A 20,585-nucleotide genomic window follows, 5' to 3' on the forward strand; every position below is an offset into this window, starting at 1 on the left:
GCATTTCCATTCAATTCCGTATGATCAGGAATGCAGACATAACAGGTCCACAGGAAAACTCTGCTTCATTTGCATCATATTAAGAATGGATAACCGGAGCAACCGATGACGCCATTATGTGCCTAAAACCGGGAGATCCGCGCCAATATCTTATGATCGGTTATTCATATTTTCGATTGTCTATATTTCGCCATAACTACACATATCCTATAAATGATACGCTTATAAAAGCTGTTTATGATCTTATGTATAATCCCTCTTGGACGCCATGCGTCTGATTGATCTACTATGTTTTCTGGGACACCGGGGCATGCAGCGGTCTTTCAGGCCAGTTCATTGCACCGAACCGATATGCCGAGAACTTATTTGTATTTCTTTCTCTCGTCATAAGTTTTGGAAAGTATCGATGCAGTACGCACATGATCCAGCACTCCTTCTGGCGCGCTTTCAGTTCGCCTTTACCGTAGGCGTCCATATCATTTTTCCGGCCTTTTCGATCGGGCTGGCGGCTTATCTGGCAGTTCTGGAGGGGCTCTGGCTCAGGACCGGACGATCCGTATTCCTTGACCTGTACCGGTACTGGATCAAGGTATTCTCCATTGTCTTTGGCATGGGCGTCGTCTCGGGTCTGGTCATGTCGTATGAGTTCGGCACCAACTGGTCGATCTTTTCCAAAAAAGCCGGGCCGATTACCGGCGTCCTGCTGTCCTATGAAGTCATGACCGCCTTTTTCCTCGAGGCAGGCTTCCTGGGCGTCATGCTGTTCGGCATGAACAAGGTGGGGCGCAAACTGCATTTTGCGGCCACGTGCTGCGTATCGGTCGGCACCCTGATTTCCATGACATGGATCCTGTCCTCCAATTCATGGATGCAGACACCACGCGGTTACACCATCGACCCCGCCACCGGGCGCTTCATGCCCGCTGACTGGCTGGCCATTATCTTCAACCCGTCCTTTCCGTTCCGTCTGGTGCATATGGGGCTGGCGGCTTTCCTGTCCGTTGCCTTCATCGTGGGGGCCACGGGGGCGTGGCACATGCTCAGGGCACGCAAGGCCGGAAAGATCTCCAGCGAGCCGGTGCGGGTCATGTTCTCCATGGCCATGTGGATGGCAGCGATCGTGGCCCCCTTGCAGATCCTTGCTGGCGACGCGCATGGCCTGAACACGCTCAAATACCAGCCCGCCAAGATTGCGGCGATGGAAGGGGACTGGGTCTCGGAAGATCATGCGCCCGAACTGCTGTTCGGCATTCCCAATATGAAGACCGAGCATACGGATTATGCCGTCAAACTGCCGCTGGCCGGATCGCTGATCCTGACGCACAGCCTGAACGGCAAGGTGCCGGGCATGAAGGATTTTCCCCGCGACCAGCGACCGCCTTCACCGGTCATCTTCTTCTCCTTCCGCATCATGGTGGCGCTTGGCATGCTGATGATGCTGGTGGGGCTATGGTCGCTCTGGCTGCGGCGGAACAGCACCCTGTTTACCAACCCGCTTTTCCACCGTGTCGCACTCTGCATGGCGCCGACGGGTTTCCTCGCGCTGCTATGCGGCTGGATCACGACGGAAGTCGGCCGCCAGCCATGGACGGTCTATGGCCTGCTGCGCACGTCTGACAGCGTATCGCCCGTCGCCCTGTCCTCCATGGCGTTTTCGATGACGGCGTTCGTGGTGGTTTACGTGCTCGTATTCGGTTCCGGGATGGGCATTCTCGTCCGCATGCTGGGCCGCGCGCCGCAGGAAGGCGAGCATGATGCCAGCCCTGCCCACGCTCCCGAGATTCTGGCAGCCCGCATGCATCCGGGCGTGATTGACCCCTCTACTGGCAAAGGAGCCTGAGGCATGATGGACTTCGCATACTGGCTTCCCATCGTGTGGGCCGTCATACTGGTGGCCGCCATTTCGATCTATGTCGTCCTTGACGGCTTTGACCTCGGCATCGGGATGCTGTTCGCACTTGAACGCCATCCGGGCCGCCGGGATGTGATGGTCAACACCATCGCACCCGTATGGGACGGGAACGAGACATGGATGGTGCTGGGGGCGCCGTGCTTTACGGGGTTTTCCCCGGCGCATACGCCACTTTGCTGCCCGCCTTCTACCTGCCGATCGTGCTGATGCTGCTCGCCCTGATCTTCCGCGGCGTGGCGTTCGAATTCCGTGTCATGACACGCGGGACTGGTCGGGAAGGGATGTGGAATGCCGGCTTCATGGCCGGCTCCGCCATCGCCGCCTTCTGTCAGGGCGCGATCCTGGGTGGTGTGGTGCAGGGGATCGAGGTTGTCGATGGTGCCTTCGCTGGCGGCCCGCTCGACTGGCTCACCCCGTTCAGCGTTCTGTGTGGCCTGTCGGTCATGTGTGGTTATGCCCTACTGGGGGCGACATGGCTGATCTGGCGCACCACCGGCGTGCTGGAGGAATCCTGCCGCCGCTGGGCCGCCCGGCTGGCCGTGGGCCTGTTCATCGGCATTGTGGCGGTCAGCTTCTGGACGCCGCTGCTGCATGCCCCCTATCTGCGCCGCTGGACCGACTGGCCCAACATCGCGTTTGTCGCCCCCGTGCCGCTGCTGGTCGTCGTGCTGGCCGTTCTGTTCGTCATGGGGCTGCGCAGGGGGCACTCGAAGGGGCCGTTCCTGTGCGCGCTGGGCTGGTTCTTCCTGTGCCTGTCCGGCCTGGGCATTACGGTATGGCCCTATGCAGTACCGCCGGGCCTGACGCTGTGGGATGTGTCATCCCCGCCATCGAGCCAGTTCTTCCAGTTGATCGGCACCGCCATCCTGCTGCCGATCATCCTGACCTACACGATCTATTCCTACCACGTCTTTCGCGGAAAGGTGACGGAAACCGATGGCTATCACTGAGATTGTCCGGGGCAACGGAGATGATGCGCCCCCGCGCACCGGTGCACGGATTGCGTGGTTTGTTGCGATCTGGTCGCTGAGCACCACGGTATTTTTCGGGGCGGCGTCGCTGCTGCACCTGATCGTTCCCCGGTAAACCGGGCGGCATGACTGCCCGATATTCCCCTCCCTCCAATAAGGGATATGGTTCAATGCTTTTCGACTTTGAACGTGACTTTGCAGGGTCCCTGCGGTGCATTCCAATGATCGCGCGGCAGAAGCTTGATATCGTCGGCATCAAACTGAGCCTGCGTCAGTGGAGCCGGTTTACGCGCGACGAAAGGGGCCAGCTTGCCGACCTGCCGTGCGAAACCCTGCCCGAACAGGCAACCTACCGCGAACTGGTCGCGCACCTGATCGCAACCCGCAGTGACGAACCGTTGCGCCCGCTTGCCAGCCGTGGGCTGGAAGCCTGGCGTGATGCGGACCGGATGCCCGATACCGTAAAGACCCAGGCACAGGCTGATGGGGTCGCGCCGCCTACGGCTGCGCAATGGGCAACCCTGCAACCACTCCAGCGATTTGCTTTGGTGAAGCTTGCCCGCTCGAAGCATGAAAACGAAAATTTCGTGCCCGCAATGCTGGAGTTCGGCCTGCTGCAACCGCATGCCGGGCTGCTGCATGACGCAGGTGCTTCCCCCAATCCGACAGCCGTATCGCGTGGCCACACACGCATGCCCAACTGAATAATGCCGAGAGGGTCGAGATCATGAGCAACGAAAAAACGCCTGAATACAAACCCTATCATCATCCGGCAGGCGGGTGGGGTGCGGCCGGGGCCACCGCGAAAGTGCTGATGGAACAGAGCGTGCTGGTCAAGGGATCGCGCGGGCTCTTGTCCATGAACCAGCCCGGCGGTTTCAAATGCCCCAGTTGCGCATTTCCCGACCCGGACCATCGCAAGACGTTGGAGTTCTGTGAAAACGGGGCCAAGGCGCTGGCGCATGAAGCCACAAAGGGGCGTGTGACGCGGGAGTTCTTTGAAAAATACACCGTCACCGAACTGATGCAGAAAAGCGATTACTGGCTGGAAATGCAGGGTCGCCTGACCGAGCCGATGCGTTACGACGCGGAAAGCGACCGCTACGTGCCGGTGGCATGGGATGACGCATTCGCCCTGATCGGCCAGCACCTGCGTGCCCTCGACAGCCCGCATCAGGCGGAGTTCTACACATCCGGCCGCACGGCGAACGAGACCGCGTTCCTTTATTCAATCTTCGTGCGTGAATTCGGCACCAACAACTTCCCCGACTGCTCGAACATGTGCCATGAGCCGACCAGCCGTGGCCTGCCGCCCGCCATCGGCATTGGCAAGGGCACGATCGTCATGGGCGATTTCGAGCATGCCGAGGCGATATTCGTAGTGGGGCAGAATACGGGCACCAATTCGCCGCGCATGATGACCAACCTGGTTGAGGCCCGCAAACGCGGCGTGCCGATTGTCCTGATCAACCCGATGCCCGAACGCGCGCTGATCCGCTTTACGGAGCCGCAGGATGTGCTGCAGATGGGCACGTTCGGCTCGACTCCCATTTCCAGCGAATTCGTGCATGTGCGCATCGGTGGCGATCTGGCCATCTTCAAGGGCATGATGAAGGCGCTTTTTGAAGCCGAGGAACGCGGCGAGAAGGTGCTGGACCTCGACTTCATCCATGAACATACCGCAGGCATGGAAGCCCTGCGTGATGATGTCATGGGCTGTAGCTGGGACAAGATTACCCGCATCTCGGGCATAACCGAGGAACAGATCCGCAAGATCGCGGATATCTACATGAAATCCAATGCCACGATCATCTGCTACGGCATGGGTCTGACGCAGCATCAGGAAGGATCGCGCTTGATCCAGCAGGTAGCCAACCTACTGCTGCTGCGCGGCAATTTCGGCAAGCCCGGTGCCGGTATCGCGCCGATCCGTGGCCATTCCAACGTGCAGGGTGACCGCACGGTGGGCATCGATGAAAAACCCACCGACGCCTATCTGGACCGGGTGCGGGATGTATTCGGGTTTGAACCACCGCGCGAACACGGCCACCACGTGCTGGAAGCGGTCGAGGCCATGGAAGCGGGCACCGCCAAGGTGTTCTTCGGCATGGGGGGTAATTTCATCCGCGCCGTGCCGGATACGGACCGTTCCTATGCCGCCATGCGCAACCTCAACCTGACGGTTGGCGTGGCCACAAAACTGAACCGGGGGCATCTGGTGCATGGCAAGGATGCGCTGCTCCTGCCGGTTGTTGCCCGCTCGGAAATCATCCGCACGGAAGCTGGTGAGCAGTTCGTGACCATTGAGGATGCGATGGCGAATGTCACGGCATCGCGCGGAGTGTTCGAACCCGTGACGGAGCAGGTGCTGCCGGAGACGGAGATCGTCTGCCGCATGGCCATGGCAACACTGCCCAACTCCCGCACGCCATGGGCGGATTACATGGTTGACTACTCATTGATCCGGGACAGGATTGCCGACGTCTATCCTGAAATCTATGCGGATTTTTCTGAAAGGATCAGGAACCCGCATGGCTTTCACCTCGACATTCCACCCCGTCGGCGTGTGTGGAAAACGCCCAATGGCAAGGCGAATTTCCTCGTTCTGCCGGGACTGGAAGTCGATGTGCCGGTCAAGGACCCGGCCATGTTGCGTCTGGCCACCATCCGTTCGCATGACCAGTATAATACGACCATCTACAGCAACAGTGACCGTTACCGTGGGGTGTACAACACCCGCCTTGTCGTGTTCATGAACAGGGACGACATGGCCGAACGCGGTCTGGCGAACGGGGATGTAATTGGCCTTGAAACCTACAGCGATGACGGGGTCAGGCGCTATGTCGATGGGCTGAACGTGCTTGACTACCCCATGCCGCGCGGCGCCATTGCCGGATACTACCCGGAACTGAACCCGCTGCTGCCGCTGGACTATTTTGACGAGATCAGTGGAACGCCCGCAGCCAAATCCATCCCGGTCAGGGTGGTGGAAAGTGTTGCATCCGCGCCGCCCATCCGGATCGCAGGCTGACAGGGCAGGCGGCCATGGAGGACGATCATAACAGTCGCGCGGCCCGTGCCGTGCCGCCTGTAGACCAGCTTGGGCGCCCATTACGCGACCTGCGCATTTCGGTCATGGACCGGTGCAACTTCCGGTGTCCCTACTGCATGCCCGAAGCCACCTATCACGAGGGCTTCCGGTTTCTTGGCCTGAAGGAACGGCTGGATTTTGACGAGATTGAACGGGTCGCGCGCATGGCGGCCGAACTGGGGGTGACGAAAATACGGCTGACCGGCGGGGAACCCCTCCTGCGGCCCGGCCTGCCCGATCTGGTCCGCCGCCTGAGCGCTCTGCCAGGCATTGAGGATGTGGCGCTTACAACCAATGGCGTGCTGTTGCCCCGTTTTGCGCCAGCACTCCGTCAGGCAGGACTGCGGCGCGTAACGGTCAGCCTCGACAGTCTTGATCCGGCCGTGTTCGCCCATATGAGCGGGGGCAGGGGGGATCTGCCTGCCGTGCTCAAGGGCATCGATGCCGCATGTGCTACAGGCTTTGCAGGCGGCGTCAAGATCAACACCGTGGTCCAGCGGGGCGTGAATGATGCGGGCGTGCCGGATATTCTGGCACGCTTTCGCAATACGGGTGTAACGGTCCGGCTTATCGAATACATGGACGTGGGCAATCGTAACGGGTGGGAGCGTGCCGATGTCGTGCCCTCAGGCGAACTGCGCGCCCGCATTGCAGCACGCTGGCCCCTTGAAGCGCTGCCACCCAGGTATCGCGGCGAGGTGGCGCGTCGTTATCGCTATGTGGACGGGGCAGGGGAGATCGGGTTTGTCTCGTCCGTCAGTGAACCGTTCTGTGGCATGTGCGCGCGTGCCCGCCTGTCTTCTGATGGAAAGCTCTATACCTGTCTTTTCGCAACGACAGGCATGGATCTGCGCGCACTCCTGCGCGGAAATACCTGTGATGTCGCGGTAGATGAACGGCTGCGTACAATCCTGTCACGGGTCTGGCGCCATCGAACGGATCGTTACAGTGAGCAACGGATGCATTCCCGATCATCACGGCCCGGCACAGGAAAGGCATCTGATCGGGGAAAAATCGAAATGCATTATATCGGTGGATGACGTGGGCTTCATGTGCAAATCCCAATGTTTCCAGGGTCGCAAGCCATGACGGCGGAGCTGTATGGGCTAGTCCTTGCAGGTGGCGAAAGTCGTCGCATGGGGCAGGACAAGGCGGCACAGTCTTATGATGGCCGCCCGCAGCTTGCCCGTGCTTTTGACCAGCTTGAGCGGCACGTAGCGCGCTGTTTTGTCTCGATACGTCCTGATCAGGACCATGATCCTCTTCGGGCGTCCTATCCCTGTATTATGGACAGACAGGAGATCAAGGACATGCTCGGCGGCGGGCCAATGGTCGGCGTGCTGTCGGCTCATATGGCTTATCCGGATGTGGCGTGGCTTGTTGTCGCCTGCGACCTGCCGATGCTGGATGATATGACGCTTGCCGTCCTTGTTAATGAACGCAACGCGGATCTGGCCGCCACGGCCTATCTGAGTGAAAGTGATGGATTGCCTGAGCCGCTCTGTACGATATGGGAGCCCGCTACGCTGGCCGCCCTGGACAAACAGGCGGTGAACCAGAAAATTCGGCCACGCCAGATGCTCACCCATTCAACGGTTCGTCTCCTCGAAGTAAAAAAAACAGGTGCGCTGGAAAACATCAATGCACCTGATGAACGTGACCGGGTGTTGAAACGCCTTGGATGTTCTGATCAGGAAGTAAAATGCCCAACATAGAGTTACAGTATTTCGCCCAGCTTCAGGATGAAGTCGGACGGGCACACGAAAGACGGCACACATCGGCCCCGACGGCCGCCGCACTGTATGATGAACTCCGTGCTGCATACGGCTTTGCGCTGGCGCCCGCCTGCATGCGTGTTGCGATCAACGCTGCCTTCGCCCCGTGGGAGCAGCCTCTGGGCGAAGGTGATCATGTTGTCTTCATACCACCGGTGACAGGCGGATGAGCGACTTCATCATGGCGGATGCGCCGGTTGACATCAGCGCCCTGCGCAGGGCGCTGATGGTTCCTGAAGCAGGCGGATTCTGTTCTTTTGAGGGATGGGTCAGGGAGACAAACGAAGGTCAGACCGTGTCCGGCATCGATTACAATGCGTTCGTTCCACTGGCGCTGACGGAAGGGCAGGCCATCGTGCAGGAGGTGAAACAGCGTTTTGCCATCTGCCGTGCAACCGCCATGCATCGGACTGGGTACCTGCCGGTCGGTGAAACGGCAGTATGGATTGGTGTCTCCGCTGCCCATCGCGATGCGGCTTTTAGTGCCTGCCGTTACATCATTGATGAAATCAAGCAGCGCGTTCCGATCTGGAAAAAGGAGCATTATGCGAGCGGTGAGGTCGGATGGGTGCCGTGCCACACCCTCTGACTACTGAACCGTGCCCACCTGAGTTCGAGGCTGCCATAATGTCCACTCTTTTTTACTCGCTAGATGTCAGTGCCCTGTCCTGTCCGGATGAGAACTTCAGCCTGAACGTGGCAGAAGAAGTACCGGTCAGCCTCCTGTTCAACGGGATCTTTCCGTATGGCACGATGATGATGACGCCTGCAGATCTGGAGGACTTCGCCCATGGATACTGTATAACCGAACAGATCGTCGGTTCAGTCGCAGATATTCGTTCGGTGAACATTGTAGCAGCGGAAGACGGTCTGACCCTTGATATTTTTATAAGGGGCAGGGCGCTGACGCGGCTCATGCGCCGTAATGTCCGCATGCAGACAGGGCATTCGAGTTGTGGCATATGCGGCAGTGAGACTGTACCGGAATATGACGCTGTAGCAGCAGCCCCGTTGGGGGAGGGGCCATCCCTATCGGTAACAGCAATACGCAATGCATTGCATGAACTGCGGAAGTGGCAGACGCTGAACGCGGCGACACGGATGGTCCACGCCGCTGCATGGGCGAATAATAACGGCAATATTCACATGATCCGGGAGGACGTGGGCCGACATAATGCGCTTGATAAACTGATTGGTGTGCGTGCGAGCCACCCCGACGTTTTCCACGAGGGTTTCTGTCTGCTGACAAGCCGGTATTCGTTTGAGATGGCGCTCAAGACAGTGCGGGCCGGTATTGCCGTCGTGGTCGCGATTTCCGCCCCGACGTATCGCGCCTTCCGTACCGCTGAAAAGATGAACCAGACCCTAATTGCCATTGCGCGACAGGACGAGCAGACGCTGTTCTGCGGCGGCAGGCGTCTTACGGGATTGTATCCCACATCCTGAACAAATAAAAAGCTTCCATTATCCTGTTCGTTCCGGAACATGAAGAAAATTATCACATCCATAGGGAAATGATCGCGCGCGCCGGTCGCCAGCGAGTATGTATTCGCGGGGTATGACATGTTTCTCAAGCAGCTGTACTATCTTCGGGAGATAGAAAAATTCAAGAGCTTCTCGCAGGCGGCGGCTGCATGCAACGTATCGCAGCCATCCCTTTCACGTGCCATACGTGTCATGAAGGAAGAGCTTGGCGTTGTTATTGTCGACCGGAAGAGGAAAGTGTTTGGCCTGACGCCGAAAGGTGTCCAGATCCTCAGATGGGGACATGAAATTCTGCGAGGAGTTTTAGAAATCCAGAATGTCGTCTCCCTATCTCATCAGAAGCTGGCTGGTACAATTAAAATCGGCGTAGTTCCAATTGCAGTTCATGTCATTCCTCTTCTGATGGATCTTGTGAAGGATCATATCGGGGATTTCATCTGTGATGTTCTGATTCTGTCTAAGAGCCTGAATCAGAAAGCGGTTTGATTGATTTTTCGCAGAACTCTGCGGATATGGGCAATCATCAACCACGCGTGGGATGACGAGATTGTTGCCTCGACATCCTTCGTGAGGCGACGGCAACGTCCGAGCCATGCAAAGCTACGCTCCACGATCCAGCGTTTGGGCAAGACGACGAAGCCTTCGGCCCGATCGCTACGTTTGACGATCTCGATCGTCCATCGGCCGAGTTCAGCCAGCGCACCACGCAACTTCTCGCCAGCATATCCCCCGTCACCGATCAGATGGCGAAGCCAAGGGAATAATGAGCGTATTCTGGTCGCTACCAGCGGCGCACCGTCACGATCCTGAATGTCGGCGGGATGCACGACAGCCGCCACGACATGACCCAGCGTGTCGGTCGTGATATGCCGCTTGCGTCCCCTGATCTTCTTGCCCGCGTCATAACCGCGTGGACCGCCGTTTTCAGCAGTTTTAACCGACTGGCTGTCAATAATGCCTACCGAAGGCGTGGCGTCTCGCCCGTCCTGCTCACGCGACAGGATCACGAGAATATGGTTAATGGCTTCCCATCTTCCCTCGCGGATCCAACGGTAGAAATAGCCCTGTACGGTCGTGAAGGCCGGAAAGTGCCGGGGCAACTGCCGCCATTGGCAGCCGGTCGTGACGATATAGAGGATCGCCTCCATGACCCGGCGCAAATCCGTACGTCGTGGTCTGCCCAGCCGTTTCTTCTCGGGCATCAGCGGCGCAATCAGCGCCCACTCCGCATCGCGCAGGTCGCTTGCATATTCCAGGTCGTCCCGGCGATACTGCGCTCGGGTGATTTCAGTCCAGGCCATCTTGATCTCATCAGGTTCTCGCAAACCCATGAATCATAACCTGCTGAAATCACTCAACTCATTTTCGGTCAGACACTAAGAGTATCCGTTGTGGTCAAGCGGCTTTTGGCGTCCAAAGCCGATCTTTGTGAAGCAGGGCGTTTGCGAGGACAACGAGCTTTCGCATGATTGCGGTAATGGCGATCTTGGCGTGTTTTCCCTTTGCGATAAGGCGATCGTAAACACGCTTGAGGTCTGGGTTGAACCGCATGGCGACGATGGCCGGCATGTAGAGAGCTTGCCTTACGGTGGCACGACCACCCTGGATGAAGCTGCGGCCTCGCCATGTGCCGGACTGGCGCGTGATGGGTGCCAGCCCGGCCAGTGCAGCTGCCTGACCTTCTTCTATCATGCCGAGTTCGGGCATGTCGGCCAGAAGCGCATGAGCCGTGACCGTTCCCAGTCCCGGAATACTGGCCAGCACGTCCCGGCGCCGAGACAGATGCGCATCTTCCGCCACGAGCGCGTCAGTTGCCGCATCGAGGGATGTGACCTGCGCCTCGATCTGCCGCAGGCGATGACGCGCGTGGCGCTGCAGCAAGCTGATCGTGAGGGTCTTGAGACGATTGAGCGTTGCCGTGCGGTCTCGCATCAGACTGCGGCGCGCAGCCACCAGTTCGGCCAGACGGTTCTGTAGATCCGTGCGGACTGGACGCGCCACGGGATCCAGCAGGGCACCATAGCGTGCCAGCATCAACGCATCGACGCGATCTGTCTTCGCGAGTTTGCCGGTGGCTTCGGCGAAACGCCGCGCCTGTCGTGGATTAACCTTGACCTGCGGGATACCAACGGCCGCCAGGCGTTCCTCCAGTGTGCGGTGATAGGGGCCGGTTGGCTCGAACACCACCTGGGCAACGGCTTTGATGTCGCCGATCCAGCGCAGAAGTGCGGTCTGGCCCTTGCGGGTGTTGGCGACACGGACGGTATCACCGCCGGGGTGACGGGCGGCGTCGAGATGATCCTTGGATACATCGATCCCAATTGTGATCGATGCGGGTGGCAACTCGGCCTTGGAAGCCGCAACTGGATGCGTCATCTTTTCCATGTCCTATGCTTGTCATCCGAGGCCGAACCTCGGGTATCCGTTCAGGGCACAAGGAAAAGAAGGGGTGGTCATACTCTCAAGACGACCCATTACGGTCTGCCTGTTGCCGACCCGTCCCCTTCCTGATTTTTCCGGGGTGGCCACCCCGGAAAAATCAGTCCTTTGTCGCACGCAGCGACACGGAATGCATAAGACAAGCCTGATCCGAAAGTTTTTGAACAATACCAGCATGTTGTGATTCATCCGTCTTTGCGAAGAGATGGAGTGAATGGTGGCATGGACTGGTATTGCCCGACACGAACATAGCCGGGAGGGATTGCGATATCCATCGGATATGACGGATGCCGAGTGGGCTTTGATTATGCCGTTCGTGTCTCCGGCGAAACGGGGCGGACGGCCTCGCACGGCGGATATGCGCGAGGTTGTAAACGCGATACTTTATATCGCCTTGGGTAGGTGTGCGTGGCGTCTGCTGCCGAAATGCTTTCCACCGGTCTCGACGGTCAGGCGCTACTTTTACGCATGGCGTGATGCCGGACTGTTCGAAGCGATGAACACGGTACTGGTCATGAACCTGCGGGAGATTGAAGGGCGTGAGGCCTCCCCGAGCGCGGGCGTGATTGATAGCCAGTCGGTGAAAACCACGGAAAGTGGTAGAATTTCCGGTTATGACGCTGGAAAGGAGAGTGTCCGATCTTCTGTGTATAATTGATCTGGTCCATACTTCACCGAAAGGAAGTATGAATGACCATCTCGAAGGAACTCCTGGACGAATTGCTGACGGGCGTGAAGCGTCCTGAAGACCTGCTCGGAGACAGCGGGTTGCTGAAGGAGCTGAAAATTCGGCTCATGGAGCGTATGCTGGGTGCGGAGTTGACCGCGCATCTGGGCTATGAGGAAGGCAAGGCTGCCCCGCCGGGCCAGTCGAACCGGCGGAATGGCTCCACGACCAAGGTGCTGAAAGGCCAGGAGGGCACCTTTCCAGTGACGGTGCCGCGCGACCGCGACAGCAGTTTCGAGCCGGAGCTTGTAAAGAAGGGCCAGACCCGGATTGACGGGATCGACGACAGGATCATCGGTCTCTATGCCGCCGGCCTGACTGTCCGGGACATCCAGACCCATCTGCTTGATCTTTATGGCCTGAAGGTCTCTCCCGACCTGATCAGCCGCGTCACCGATGCCGTGCTGGACGAGGTCCGGGAGTGGCAGGGCCGGGCGCTGGATCGGATGTATCCCATCGTGATCTTCGATGCTCTTCGGGTAAAGATCCGCGATGCTGACAGCCGGACCGTTAAAAACAAGGCGGTTTACGTTGCTCTCGGTGTCACCCGCGAGGGAGTGCGCGAGGTTCTGGGGCTCTGGATCGCCGAGAATGAAGGCGCCAAATTCTGGCTTTCGGTCATGAACGAGTTGAAGAACCGGGGCATCCAGGACATCCTGATCGCGGTCGTGGACGGGCTGAAAGGCTTTCCCGAGGCCATCACCGCCGCCTTTCCCGAGGCGATGGTTCAGACCTGTATTGTTCACCTGGTGCGCCACAGCCTGAACTTCTGCTCATGGAAGGACCGTAAGGCCGTGGCTGCCGACCTGCGCCGGATCTACGGGGCCGCCACCGCTGACATGGCGGCCGCCGAACTTGATGCGTTCGAGGGGAAATGGGCCGGGAAATACGCGTCAATCGCCCCGGCATGGCGCCGGGCATGGCCAGAAGTGATCCCGTTTTTTGCCTTCGATCCGGCAATCCGAAAGATCATATACACCACGAACGCCATTGAGAGCCTGAACAGGGTTATCCGCAAATCGATCAAGACGCGCGGTTCGTTCCCGACTGACGATGCCGCAACAAAGCTGATCTACCTGGCAATCCGCGGCTTTGAGAAAGACGGGCGGAATGTTCGGGAATGGTTTGCAGCCCGCAACCAGTTCGCCATAATGTTCGGCGAGCGCTTCGCCGCTTGAGTAGCTGAACAACCGTGGGCCAGGTCAGATACACAGACTTCAGGACACTCCCCTGGAAAGAAGGTCAAAGGTCGCAAGCGCCATATTTTGACGGATACCTGCGGCTTCCTGATCTTCCTCCTTGTTCATGCCGCTGACATTCAGGATCGTGACGGGGCTGTCGATGTCCTGGCGGCAATACGCAAACACTTTCCATGGCTTCGCCACATCTTCGCCGATGGCGGCTATGCCGGTAATAAACTGCGATCCGCGCTCGCCAGCATGGGAAAATGGACGGTCGAAATCATCAGGCGATCAGACACAGCCAAGGGCTTTGAAATTCTGCCTCGCCGCTGGGTGGTCGAACGAACATTCGCCTGGCTCGGTCGCTGCAGGCGGCTCGCCAAAGACTGGGAAAAGTCCATAGCCTCGTCAACAGCGTGGACTTTGATCGCCTCAATCCGCATGCTGACCCGCAGAACCGCAAGGCATTGTCAGTGCTGAAAAACTTTCGGATCAGGCTCTAATGCCGAGATCATTGAAAAGCTGAATATAAAGCAGATAGATATCGGGATCATGTATTGTGAGGAGTGTCCCAAAGCCCCGGCCTTTGTCATGCATTAACTTTATAAGGAAAAACAGGTTCTAGCTGGCGCTAAATCTTACGATTTCCCGCCTGGCGATGAGATTAGCTGGGAAGCCGCAGCACAGTTCCCTCTTATCTTGCTCAGCCGGAGCATGCGTTGCCGGAAATTTGTCGATGTGGGGTTCCGAACTGTAGGCGTAAAATCGATAGTCTGGCCTGAGATTACTTTCCTGGAACTGATTCATGCTTCAATCATGATCTGCCACACCCGCCGACTTCATATTTTACATTTGGGATACGCGCATAAATCTGTGCCTCGAGTTTGCCGCGTGAGTCATTTCATATTTCGAGGATTTGGCAACGTCTGTCGAGAGCGCAGAGATTCAGATATTTTGACGGGCGGGAACAGCTCGGCTTTGTGAATAGACCACTATTTCCCATCTGGCGGACGCTCAGGTTCGGAAAAGGCTATGAGCGACATCACACAGCAATGCTTCGCCCTTTTCCAGCGTCGCTACCACGGCGAGGCGGGAGTGCGGATATTGGTATTGGCCCGATCACCGGTGTTGGAGAAAATGTCCGATAAAGGCGGAAGATTGGATTGGCGGTACGTTCAGGCGTGATTCTGTCCGCCTTCCGGATCCCCTGCTGGCTACTGGTTATCGCATAGAGGTTGCCCCTCACGCTTTTCTTTCGCGAGTCCGCGTAAGGGTGCCCTATCGGGTAGTTTCCACTCCTGTAGGCAAGACACTGCAGAACCGCCCCAGATAAATCCCTGTACTTCAGACACTTTTCATCAAGCCACGATCGGACGGCAGGCCTGTACCCGCGTCCGGATCACAGACTCTTCTCGAGAATAGGTTGACATTCGTCACCGTACCAGAACAAATAACGAACACAATCGCTAATTCCATACCAGAAACACCCGAATGGACTGTCCGACCCCATGCCCGCATCTCAACCACGTCCCGCGCTGGAGGCGCTGAGAGCACAGGTCAGCCGCCTCGAAGGCCAGGGCCGGCGCAGGCGGGGCGTGCTGCCCTTCGGGGTGCCCGAGATTGACGGTCGCCTGCCAGACGGCGGACTGGCGCTGGGCGCGCTGCATGAAGTGGCCGGCGGCGGCCATGACGCCCTGAATGCAGCAGCGTCCGGCCTGTTTTCCGCCGGGATCGCAGCCCGGACACGGGGCAAGGTACTGTGGATCGCCACCCGTCAGGACCTGTACGCCCCGGCACTGCAGCAGGTCGGGCTGTCGGCGCGACGGACCATTTATGTCGCAGCCAGTTCGGACGTCGATGTGCTGGCCTGTTTCGAGGAGGCATTGCGCCATCAGGGGCTGGGCGCAGTCGTCGCCGAGGTGGCCCGCCTGTCCATGACCGCGTCACGTCGCCTGCAGCTGGCGGCCGAGACATCCGGCGCACTGGGCATCGCCATACGGCGCTGGCGGCGGCAGACGGATGCGGCGGATTTCGGCCAGCCCACCGCTTCGGTCACCCGGTGGCGGGTATCCGTCCTCCCATCCGTGCCGCTGCCAGTGCCCGGCGTCGGCCGGTCCCGCTGGCTGCTGGAACTGATCCGTGCCCGCGCGGGCGAATGCGCCGATTTTGAAGTGGAGGCCTGTGATGCCAAAGGGAGACTGGCACCGTGTCGTCTCGCTCTACCTGCCGCTCTGGCCGACAGACCGGCTCAGGAAGCGGCTGGGAACCGACGCGCCCGCGCCTGACCGCCCGCTGGCGCTCGTCGGACGGGAAGGGCGGCGACGGGTCGTGCTATCGGTCGATCTCGCCGCCCGCAGGCTGGGCCTGCGTCCCGGCATGCCTGTCGCGAAAGCGCAGGCGCTCCATCCCGATCTGCTCATCATGGATGCCGACCCGGACGGTGACCGGGCAGGGCTGGAGCGGCTAGCGCTGTGGTTCCAGCACCGCATCGCTCCCATCGTGGCCCCCGATCCACCCGACGGCATCGTGCTGGATACGACCGGTGCCGATCACCTGCATGGGGGCGAGGCCGTCATGCTGGAGAACATGGTCACCCGCCTGAAGAAGTCCGGAATGACGGCCCGGGCCGCGATTGCCGATACATGGGGTGCCGCCCATGCGCTGGCGCGCTATGGCCGGGGACGTATCACCCTCGTGCCGCCCGGTGAGACGGCGGCAGCGATTGTCGACCTGCCCATCGAGGCCCTGCGCCTGCCAGAGGATATCATTGATGGCCTCCATGGGCTGGGCGTGTCACGCATCGGCCCGCTGGCCGGTATGCCGCGCGCACCGCTGGCCCTGCGCTTCGGCCTGGATGTCGCCCGCAGGCTGGACCAGGCTTTCGGGCGGCAGGCGGAAGCCATTGTCCCGGTCCGGCTGCAGGCGCCGGTGCAGGTCAGCCGGAACTTTGCCGAACCGATCAGCGCAGCCGAGACCATTGCCCGCTACATCACCAAACTCGTGCCGCCCCTGTGCGCCGGGTTGGAGGAACGCGAGCAGGGCGTGCGCCGCCTCGACCTGCTGCTGCACCGGGTGGACAGCCGAACCGAGGCCGTCCGTGTGGCTACGGCCATGCCGGTGCGGGACGTCAGACGCCTGACCCGTCTGCTCTGTGACAGGATCGAGACCATCGATCCGGGCTTCGGGATCGAGCGCATGGTGCTGACCGCGTCGCTGGCCGAGCCGATCCTGCACCGCCAGGGTGTCTCCGCCCTGATCGAGGAAGAAGAGGCCGACGTCTCCGACCTGATCGACACCCTGGCCAACCGCGTCGGCACACAGGCCCTGTATCGCTTTGCCCCGGTGGAAAGCGACGTGCCGGAACGGGCTGTCTGCCGCGTGCCCGCACTCGCACCCGAGGACGGAAAGGAGTGGCCGGATCACTGGCCACGCCCCACGCGCCTGTTGCCCCGTCCCGAGCCGATCCAGACCATGGCCGTGTTGCCCGACCATCCGCCGATCTTCTTCATCTGGCGTGGCATCCGCCGCCGGATCAGATGCGCTGATGGCCCCGAGCGGGTCTTTGGCGAATGGTGGAAGGGCGATGCCGAACTGACCACCGTGCGGGACTATTTCCGGGTGGAAGATACCAGCGGCGAGACATTCTGGGTTTACCGGACCGGGGATGGCGAACATGGCGAGACCGGTTCGCAGGGCTGGTTCCTGCATGGTCTCTTTGAATGAGCGTGGCATACGCCAAACTGCAGGTGACGACGTATTTCTCGTTCCTGCGCGGCGCATCCTCACCAATTGAACTGTTCGAGCAGGCGAAGGCCCTTGGCATTGAAGCGCTGGGCATCTGCGACCGTAATTCCCTGGCGGGCATGGTGCAGGCCCATGTCGCGGCCAAAGAGACCGGCATCCGCCTGGTCGTGGGCTGCCGTCTCGATCTGGCCGATTTTCTGCCCGTGCTGGTCTATCCGACGGATCGGGCCGCTTATGGCCGGTTGTGTCGGCTGCTGAGCCTTGGCAAGGCCCGGGCCGGAAAGGGGAAATGCCGTCTGCTCTGGGAGGATCTGGTCACATGGGGTGAGGGCCTCCTTGTCATCCTGATCCCGGATACGGCGGATGATGCCTGCGCCCTGCAGCTTCGCAAGCTGCAGGATGCCTTTGGCGACCGGGCCTCCATGGCGCTGACCCTGCGGCGTCGGCCCAATGACCAGATGCGGCTGTATGAACTGGCGCACCTCGCCCATCAGGCGCGGGTGCCAGCGGTCGTGACCAATGACGTGCTGTTCCACACCCACGACCGGCGTATCCTGCACGATGTGGTGACCTGCATCCGCAACCACACCACCATCGACGAGGCCGGGTTTGCCCGTGAGCGCCATGCGGACCGTTACCTCAAGCCGCCTGCAGAAATGGTGCGACTGTTCAGCCGGTATCCCGAGGCGGTGGCCCGGACCACGGATATTGTGGAGCGCTGCCATTTCTCGCTCGATGATCTGGCCTATCAATATCCCGACGAGGTCTCCGTCCCGGGCCAGACGCCGCAGCAGGCGCTCGAAGCCCTGACCTGGGAAGGGGCGGCAGCGGCCTATCCCGAAGGCATTCCGCCCGAGGTCAGGAACATCCTCAACCATGAACTCGCCCTGATCGGGCGCATGGATTATGCACCGTATTTCCTTACCGTCCACAGCATCGTCCGTTACGCCCGCTCGCAGGGCATCCTGTGCCAGGGGCGGGGATCAGCGGCCAATTCCGCTGTCTGCTATGTACTGGGCATTACCGCCATCGATCCGGCACGGACGTCGCTGCTCTTCGAGCGCTTCGTATCCGAAGAGCGCCGCGAGCCGCCCGATATCGACGTGGATTTCGAGCATGCGCGCCGGGAGCAGGTCATCCAGTGGATTTATGGTCATTATGGCCGCAACCACGCAGCCCTTACGGCCGTGGTTACGCGCTATCGTGCGAAGGGCGCGCTGCGCGATGTCGGCAAGGTCATGGGTCTGCCCGAAGACCTGATCCGCACCCTGTCCGGCCAGATCTGGGGTTGGGGGCGCAAGCTGGATGATGACGCGCTGAATGAAACGGGGATCGACCTCTCCGACCGGCGGATCCGGCTGACGCTGGATCTGGCGCGCTGCCTGATCGGCATGCCGCGCCACCTGTCGCAGCATCCCGGCGGGTTTGTCCTGACCCATGACCGGCTGGATGAACTGGTGCCGATCGAACCGGCGGCCATGGACGGTCGCCAGATCATCGAATGGGACAAGGACGATATCGACGTCCTGAAATTCATGAAGGTCGATGTGCTGGCCCTTGGTATGCTGACCTGCATGAAGAAGGGGCTGGACCTTCTGGCCGAACACAAGGGACAGCATTACACGCTGCAGACCATTCCGGCCGAGGATCCGCGGACCTACGCCATGATCCGGAAGGCGGACACGATCGGGGTGTTCCAGATCGAATCCCGCGCCCAGATGTCCATGCTGCCACGTCTCAGGCCCCGGGTGTTCTATGATCTGGTGATCGAGGTGGCCATTGTCCGGCCCGGTCCCATCCAGGGGGACATGGTGCATCCCTATCTGCGCCGGCGGGCCGGGCAGGAAAAGGAGATCTACCCGACGCCGGAACTCGAAAAGGTGCTCAAGAAGACGCTGGGCATTCCGCTGTTCCAGGAACAGGTGATGCAGGTGGCCATGGTGTGTGCCGGGTTTTCGGCGTCCGAGGCCGACCAGTTGCGCCGGGCCATGGCGACGTTCAAGAATACCGGCACGGTCTCGCGTTTCCGCACGCGACTGATCGAAGGCATGACGGCGCGGGGTTATCCCGCGACCTTTGCCGAGCGCATCTTCCAGCAGCTTGAGGGGTTTGGCAGTTACGGCTTTCCCGAAAGCCATGCGGCCTCATTTGCCATCCTTGCCTATTCGTCATCCTGGATGAAATGCGCCCATCCAGATGTGTTTCTGGCCGCCCTCCTGAACAGCCAGCCGATGGGGTTCTACGCCCCGGCCCAGCTTGTGCGCGACGCCCGCGAGCATGGGGTCGAGATCCGGCCGGTCTGCGTCAACGCCTCGCGCTGGGACAGCACGCTCGAAGGCCCGGAGCGGGATGACGGGCTGTTTGCCGTCCGCCTGGGTATGAACCTAGTGAAAGGACTGGCCAACGAGGATGTGGCCCGGATCGTGGCAGCGCGGGGTAACCGGCCCTTTGCCTCGGTCGATGATCTGTGGCGCAGGGCAGGGGTGAAGGGGGCGGCCCTGACCCGTCTGGCCGAGGCGGACGCTTTCCGGCCGGGGCTGGGTCTGGCCCGGCGCGAGGCGCTGTGGGCGATCAAAGCACTACGTGACGAACCCCTGCCGCTGTTTGCCGCAGCCGCCGTCATGCGTGAGGCGGAAGAACCCGACGTGCTGCTCCAGCCCATGCGGGACGGGGCTGAGGTCGCGCGAGATTACAACCGTACCGGCCTAACCCTGCGGGATCATCCCGTGGCGTTCCTGCGCCCAGATCTCGTTGAGCGCGGGATAGTGACGTGTCGGCAGGCCCTGGAGGCCCGGGGCAGAAGCAGCCTGTCGGTGGCCGGACTGGTGCTGGTCCGCCAGCGGCCCGGTTCGGCCGAAGGTGTGGTGTTCATGACGTTGGAAGACGAAACGGCCGCGATCAACGTGATCATCTGGCCTGATATGTTCGAGCGTTTCCGCCGGGTGGTCCTGTCAGGCCAGATGCTGGGGGTTGTCGGGCGGCTGCAGAAGGAAGGGGAGGTGATGCATCTGGTGGCACGCGAGATCGGTGATCTCTCCCACCTGCTGGCCGATGTGGGGAATCGGTCGCTGCAGCCTCTCTCCAACCTTGATCAGGACAGGTCTGTCGAAAATATCTTTGTGAAGGCCCGGAATTTTCATTGAATGTTGTGTCAGAAGGATAATTCATCTTCGCGATGTTCGCTTACGCCTACACATTGGTCATGCGGAGTGCTGGACTGTGTTTCGCAAAGCGGACATCATTGCTTGAAAGTCTTATCT

The 20,585-nt window shown here is 60.0% G+C and carries 17 protein-coding genes and 3 pseudogenes; 18 read left to right on the plus strand and 2 right to left on the minus strand.

The features are described 5' to 3' along the window. Positions 1 to 406: 406 nt before the first annotated feature. The 11 genes and pseudogenes from FMA36_RS18280 (at position 407) to FMA36_RS18330 (ending at position 9,720) form a co-directional block, all read left to right on the plus strand. A complete protein-coding gene (locus FMA36_RS18280) occupies positions 407 to 1,840 on the plus strand; it encodes a cytochrome ubiquinol oxidase subunit I (RefSeq protein WP_159264382.1) in 1,434 nt (477 codons plus the stop codon). A 3-nt stretch (positions 1,841 to 1,843) separates the two neighbouring features. After that, positions 1,844 to 2,862: pseudogene (gene cydB, locus FMA36_RS18285) on the plus strand (cytochrome d ubiquinol oxidase subunit II). Then, positions 2,849 to 2,998, plus strand: coding sequence for a DUF2474 domain-containing protein (locus FMA36_RS18290; RefSeq protein WP_159264384.1), 150 nt, complete (start codon positions 2,849 to 2,851; stop codon positions 2,996 to 2,998). The pseudogene cydB and the gene FMA36_RS18290 overlap by 14 nt, the downstream one beginning before the upstream one ends. A gap of 55 nt (positions 2,999 to 3,053) precedes the next feature. After that, positions 3,054 to 3,587: a nitrate reductase associated protein gene (locus FMA36_RS18295; protein WP_159264387.1), complete on the plus strand. Its 534-nt coding sequence runs from the start codon at positions 3,054 to 3,056 to the stop codon at positions 3,585 to 3,587. A 23-nt stretch (positions 3,588 to 3,610) separates the two neighbouring features. Then, entirely contained in the window at positions 3,611 to 5,914 is a 2,304-nt protein-coding gene (locus FMA36_RS18300) for an FdhF/YdeP family oxidoreductase (RefSeq protein ID WP_159264389.1), read from the plus strand. Positions 5,915 to 5,928: 14 nt separating this feature from the next. Next, positions 5,929 to 7,014, plus strand: coding sequence for a GTP 3',8-cyclase MoaA (moaA, locus tag FMA36_RS18305; RefSeq protein WP_159264390.1), 1,086 nt, complete (start codon positions 5,929 to 5,931; stop codon positions 7,012 to 7,014). A 45-nt stretch (positions 7,015 to 7,059) separates the two neighbouring features. Continuing rightward, positions 7,060 to 7,689, plus strand: coding sequence for an NTP transferase domain-containing protein (locus tag FMA36_RS18310; RefSeq protein WP_240906636.1), 630 nt, complete (start codon positions 7,060 to 7,062; stop codon positions 7,687 to 7,689). Beyond that, positions 7,677 to 7,919: a MoaD/ThiS family protein gene (locus FMA36_RS18315; RefSeq protein ID WP_010516126.1), complete on the plus strand. Its 243-nt coding sequence runs from the start codon at positions 7,677 to 7,679 to the stop codon at positions 7,917 to 7,919. The genes FMA36_RS18310 and FMA36_RS18315 overlap by 13 nt, the downstream gene beginning before the upstream one ends. Continuing rightward, positions 7,916 to 8,338, plus strand: coding sequence for a molybdenum cofactor biosynthesis protein MoaE (locus FMA36_RS18320; RefSeq protein ID WP_010516127.1), 423 nt, complete (start codon positions 7,916 to 7,918; stop codon positions 8,336 to 8,338). Before FMA36_RS18315 ends, FMA36_RS18320 begins: the two co-directional genes overlap by 4 nt. A gap of 38 nt (positions 8,339 to 8,376) precedes the next feature. Beyond that, positions 8,377 to 9,195, plus strand: a complete 819-nt coding sequence (gene fdhD, locus FMA36_RS18325) for a formate dehydrogenase accessory sulfurtransferase FdhD (RefSeq protein ID WP_019086422.1) — start codon at positions 8,377 to 8,379, stop codon at positions 9,193 to 9,195. Positions 9,196 to 9,312: 117 nt separating this feature from the next. Beyond that, positions 9,313 to 9,720, plus strand: a complete 408-nt coding sequence (locus tag FMA36_RS18330; RefSeq protein WP_034932222.1) for a LysR family transcriptional regulator — start codon at positions 9,313 to 9,315, stop codon at positions 9,718 to 9,720. On the opposite strand, the gene FMA36_RS18335 is transcribed toward FMA36_RS18330, so the two are convergent. Together FMA36_RS18335 and FMA36_RS18340 are read right to left on the minus strand one after the other, a co-directional pair. Further along, complete coding sequence (locus tag FMA36_RS18335) at positions 9,705 to 10,535, minus strand: IS5-like element IS1032 family transposase (protein ID WP_035366909.1); 831 nt, start codon at positions 10,533 to 10,535, stop codon at positions 9,705 to 9,707. The two genes, FMA36_RS18330 and FMA36_RS18335, sit on opposite strands and share 16 nt — an antisense overlap. A gap of 94 nt (positions 10,536 to 10,629) precedes the next feature. Then, positions 10,630 to 11,610: an IS110 family RNA-guided transposase gene (locus FMA36_RS18340; RefSeq protein ID WP_167518071.1), complete on the minus strand. Its 981-nt coding sequence runs from the start codon at positions 11,608 to 11,610 to the stop codon at positions 10,630 to 10,632. A 277-nt stretch (positions 11,611 to 11,887) separates the two neighbouring features. Here FMA36_RS18340 and FMA36_RS18345 point away from each other — a divergent pair. The 7 genes and pseudogenes from FMA36_RS18345 to FMA36_RS18370 form a co-directional block, all read left to right on the plus strand. Next, positions 11,888 to 12,304, plus strand: a pseudogene (locus FMA36_RS18345) (transposase); the annotation flags it as partial. Positions 12,305 to 12,363: 59 nt separating this feature from the next. Further along, on the plus strand, positions 12,364 to 13,578 hold the full coding sequence (locus tag FMA36_RS18350; RefSeq protein ID WP_159262340.1) for an IS256 family transposase: 1,215 nt from the start codon (positions 12,364 to 12,366) through the stop codon (positions 13,576 to 13,578). A gap of 39 nt (positions 13,579 to 13,617) precedes the next feature. Further along, positions 13,618 to 14,061, plus strand: a pseudogene (locus FMA36_RS18355) (IS5 family transposase); the annotation flags it as partial. A gap of 552 nt (positions 14,062 to 14,613) precedes the next feature. Beyond that, the gene (locus tag FMA36_RS19260; RefSeq protein ID WP_010518348.1) at positions 14,614 to 14,766 is read left to right on the plus strand and encodes a hypothetical protein; all 153 of its coding nucleotides are present in this window, start codon (positions 14,614 to 14,616) and stop codon (positions 14,764 to 14,766) included. 323 nt (positions 14,767 to 15,089) lie between these two features. Beyond that, complete coding sequence (locus FMA36_RS18360; protein WP_159264396.1) at positions 15,090 to 15,866, plus strand: ImuA family protein; 777 nt, start codon at positions 15,090 to 15,092, stop codon at positions 15,864 to 15,866. Then, entirely contained in the window at positions 15,766 to 17,304 is a 1,539-nt protein-coding gene (locus FMA36_RS18365) for a Y-family DNA polymerase (RefSeq protein ID WP_408885666.1), read from the plus strand. Before FMA36_RS18360 ends, FMA36_RS18365 begins: the two co-directional genes overlap by 101 nt. Beyond that, positions 17,301 to 20,468, plus strand: coding sequence for an error-prone DNA polymerase (locus FMA36_RS18370; RefSeq protein WP_159264398.1), 3,168 nt, complete (start codon positions 17,301 to 17,303; stop codon positions 20,466 to 20,468). Before FMA36_RS18365 ends, FMA36_RS18370 begins: the two co-directional genes overlap by 4 nt. The last annotated feature ends 117 nt before the right edge of the window (positions 20,469 to 20,585 follow it).

Source organism: Komagataeibacter xylinus, assembly GCF_009834365.1.
Classification (GTDB): Bacteria; Pseudomonadota; Alphaproteobacteria; order Acetobacterales; family Acetobacteraceae; genus Komagataeibacter; species Komagataeibacter xylinus_D.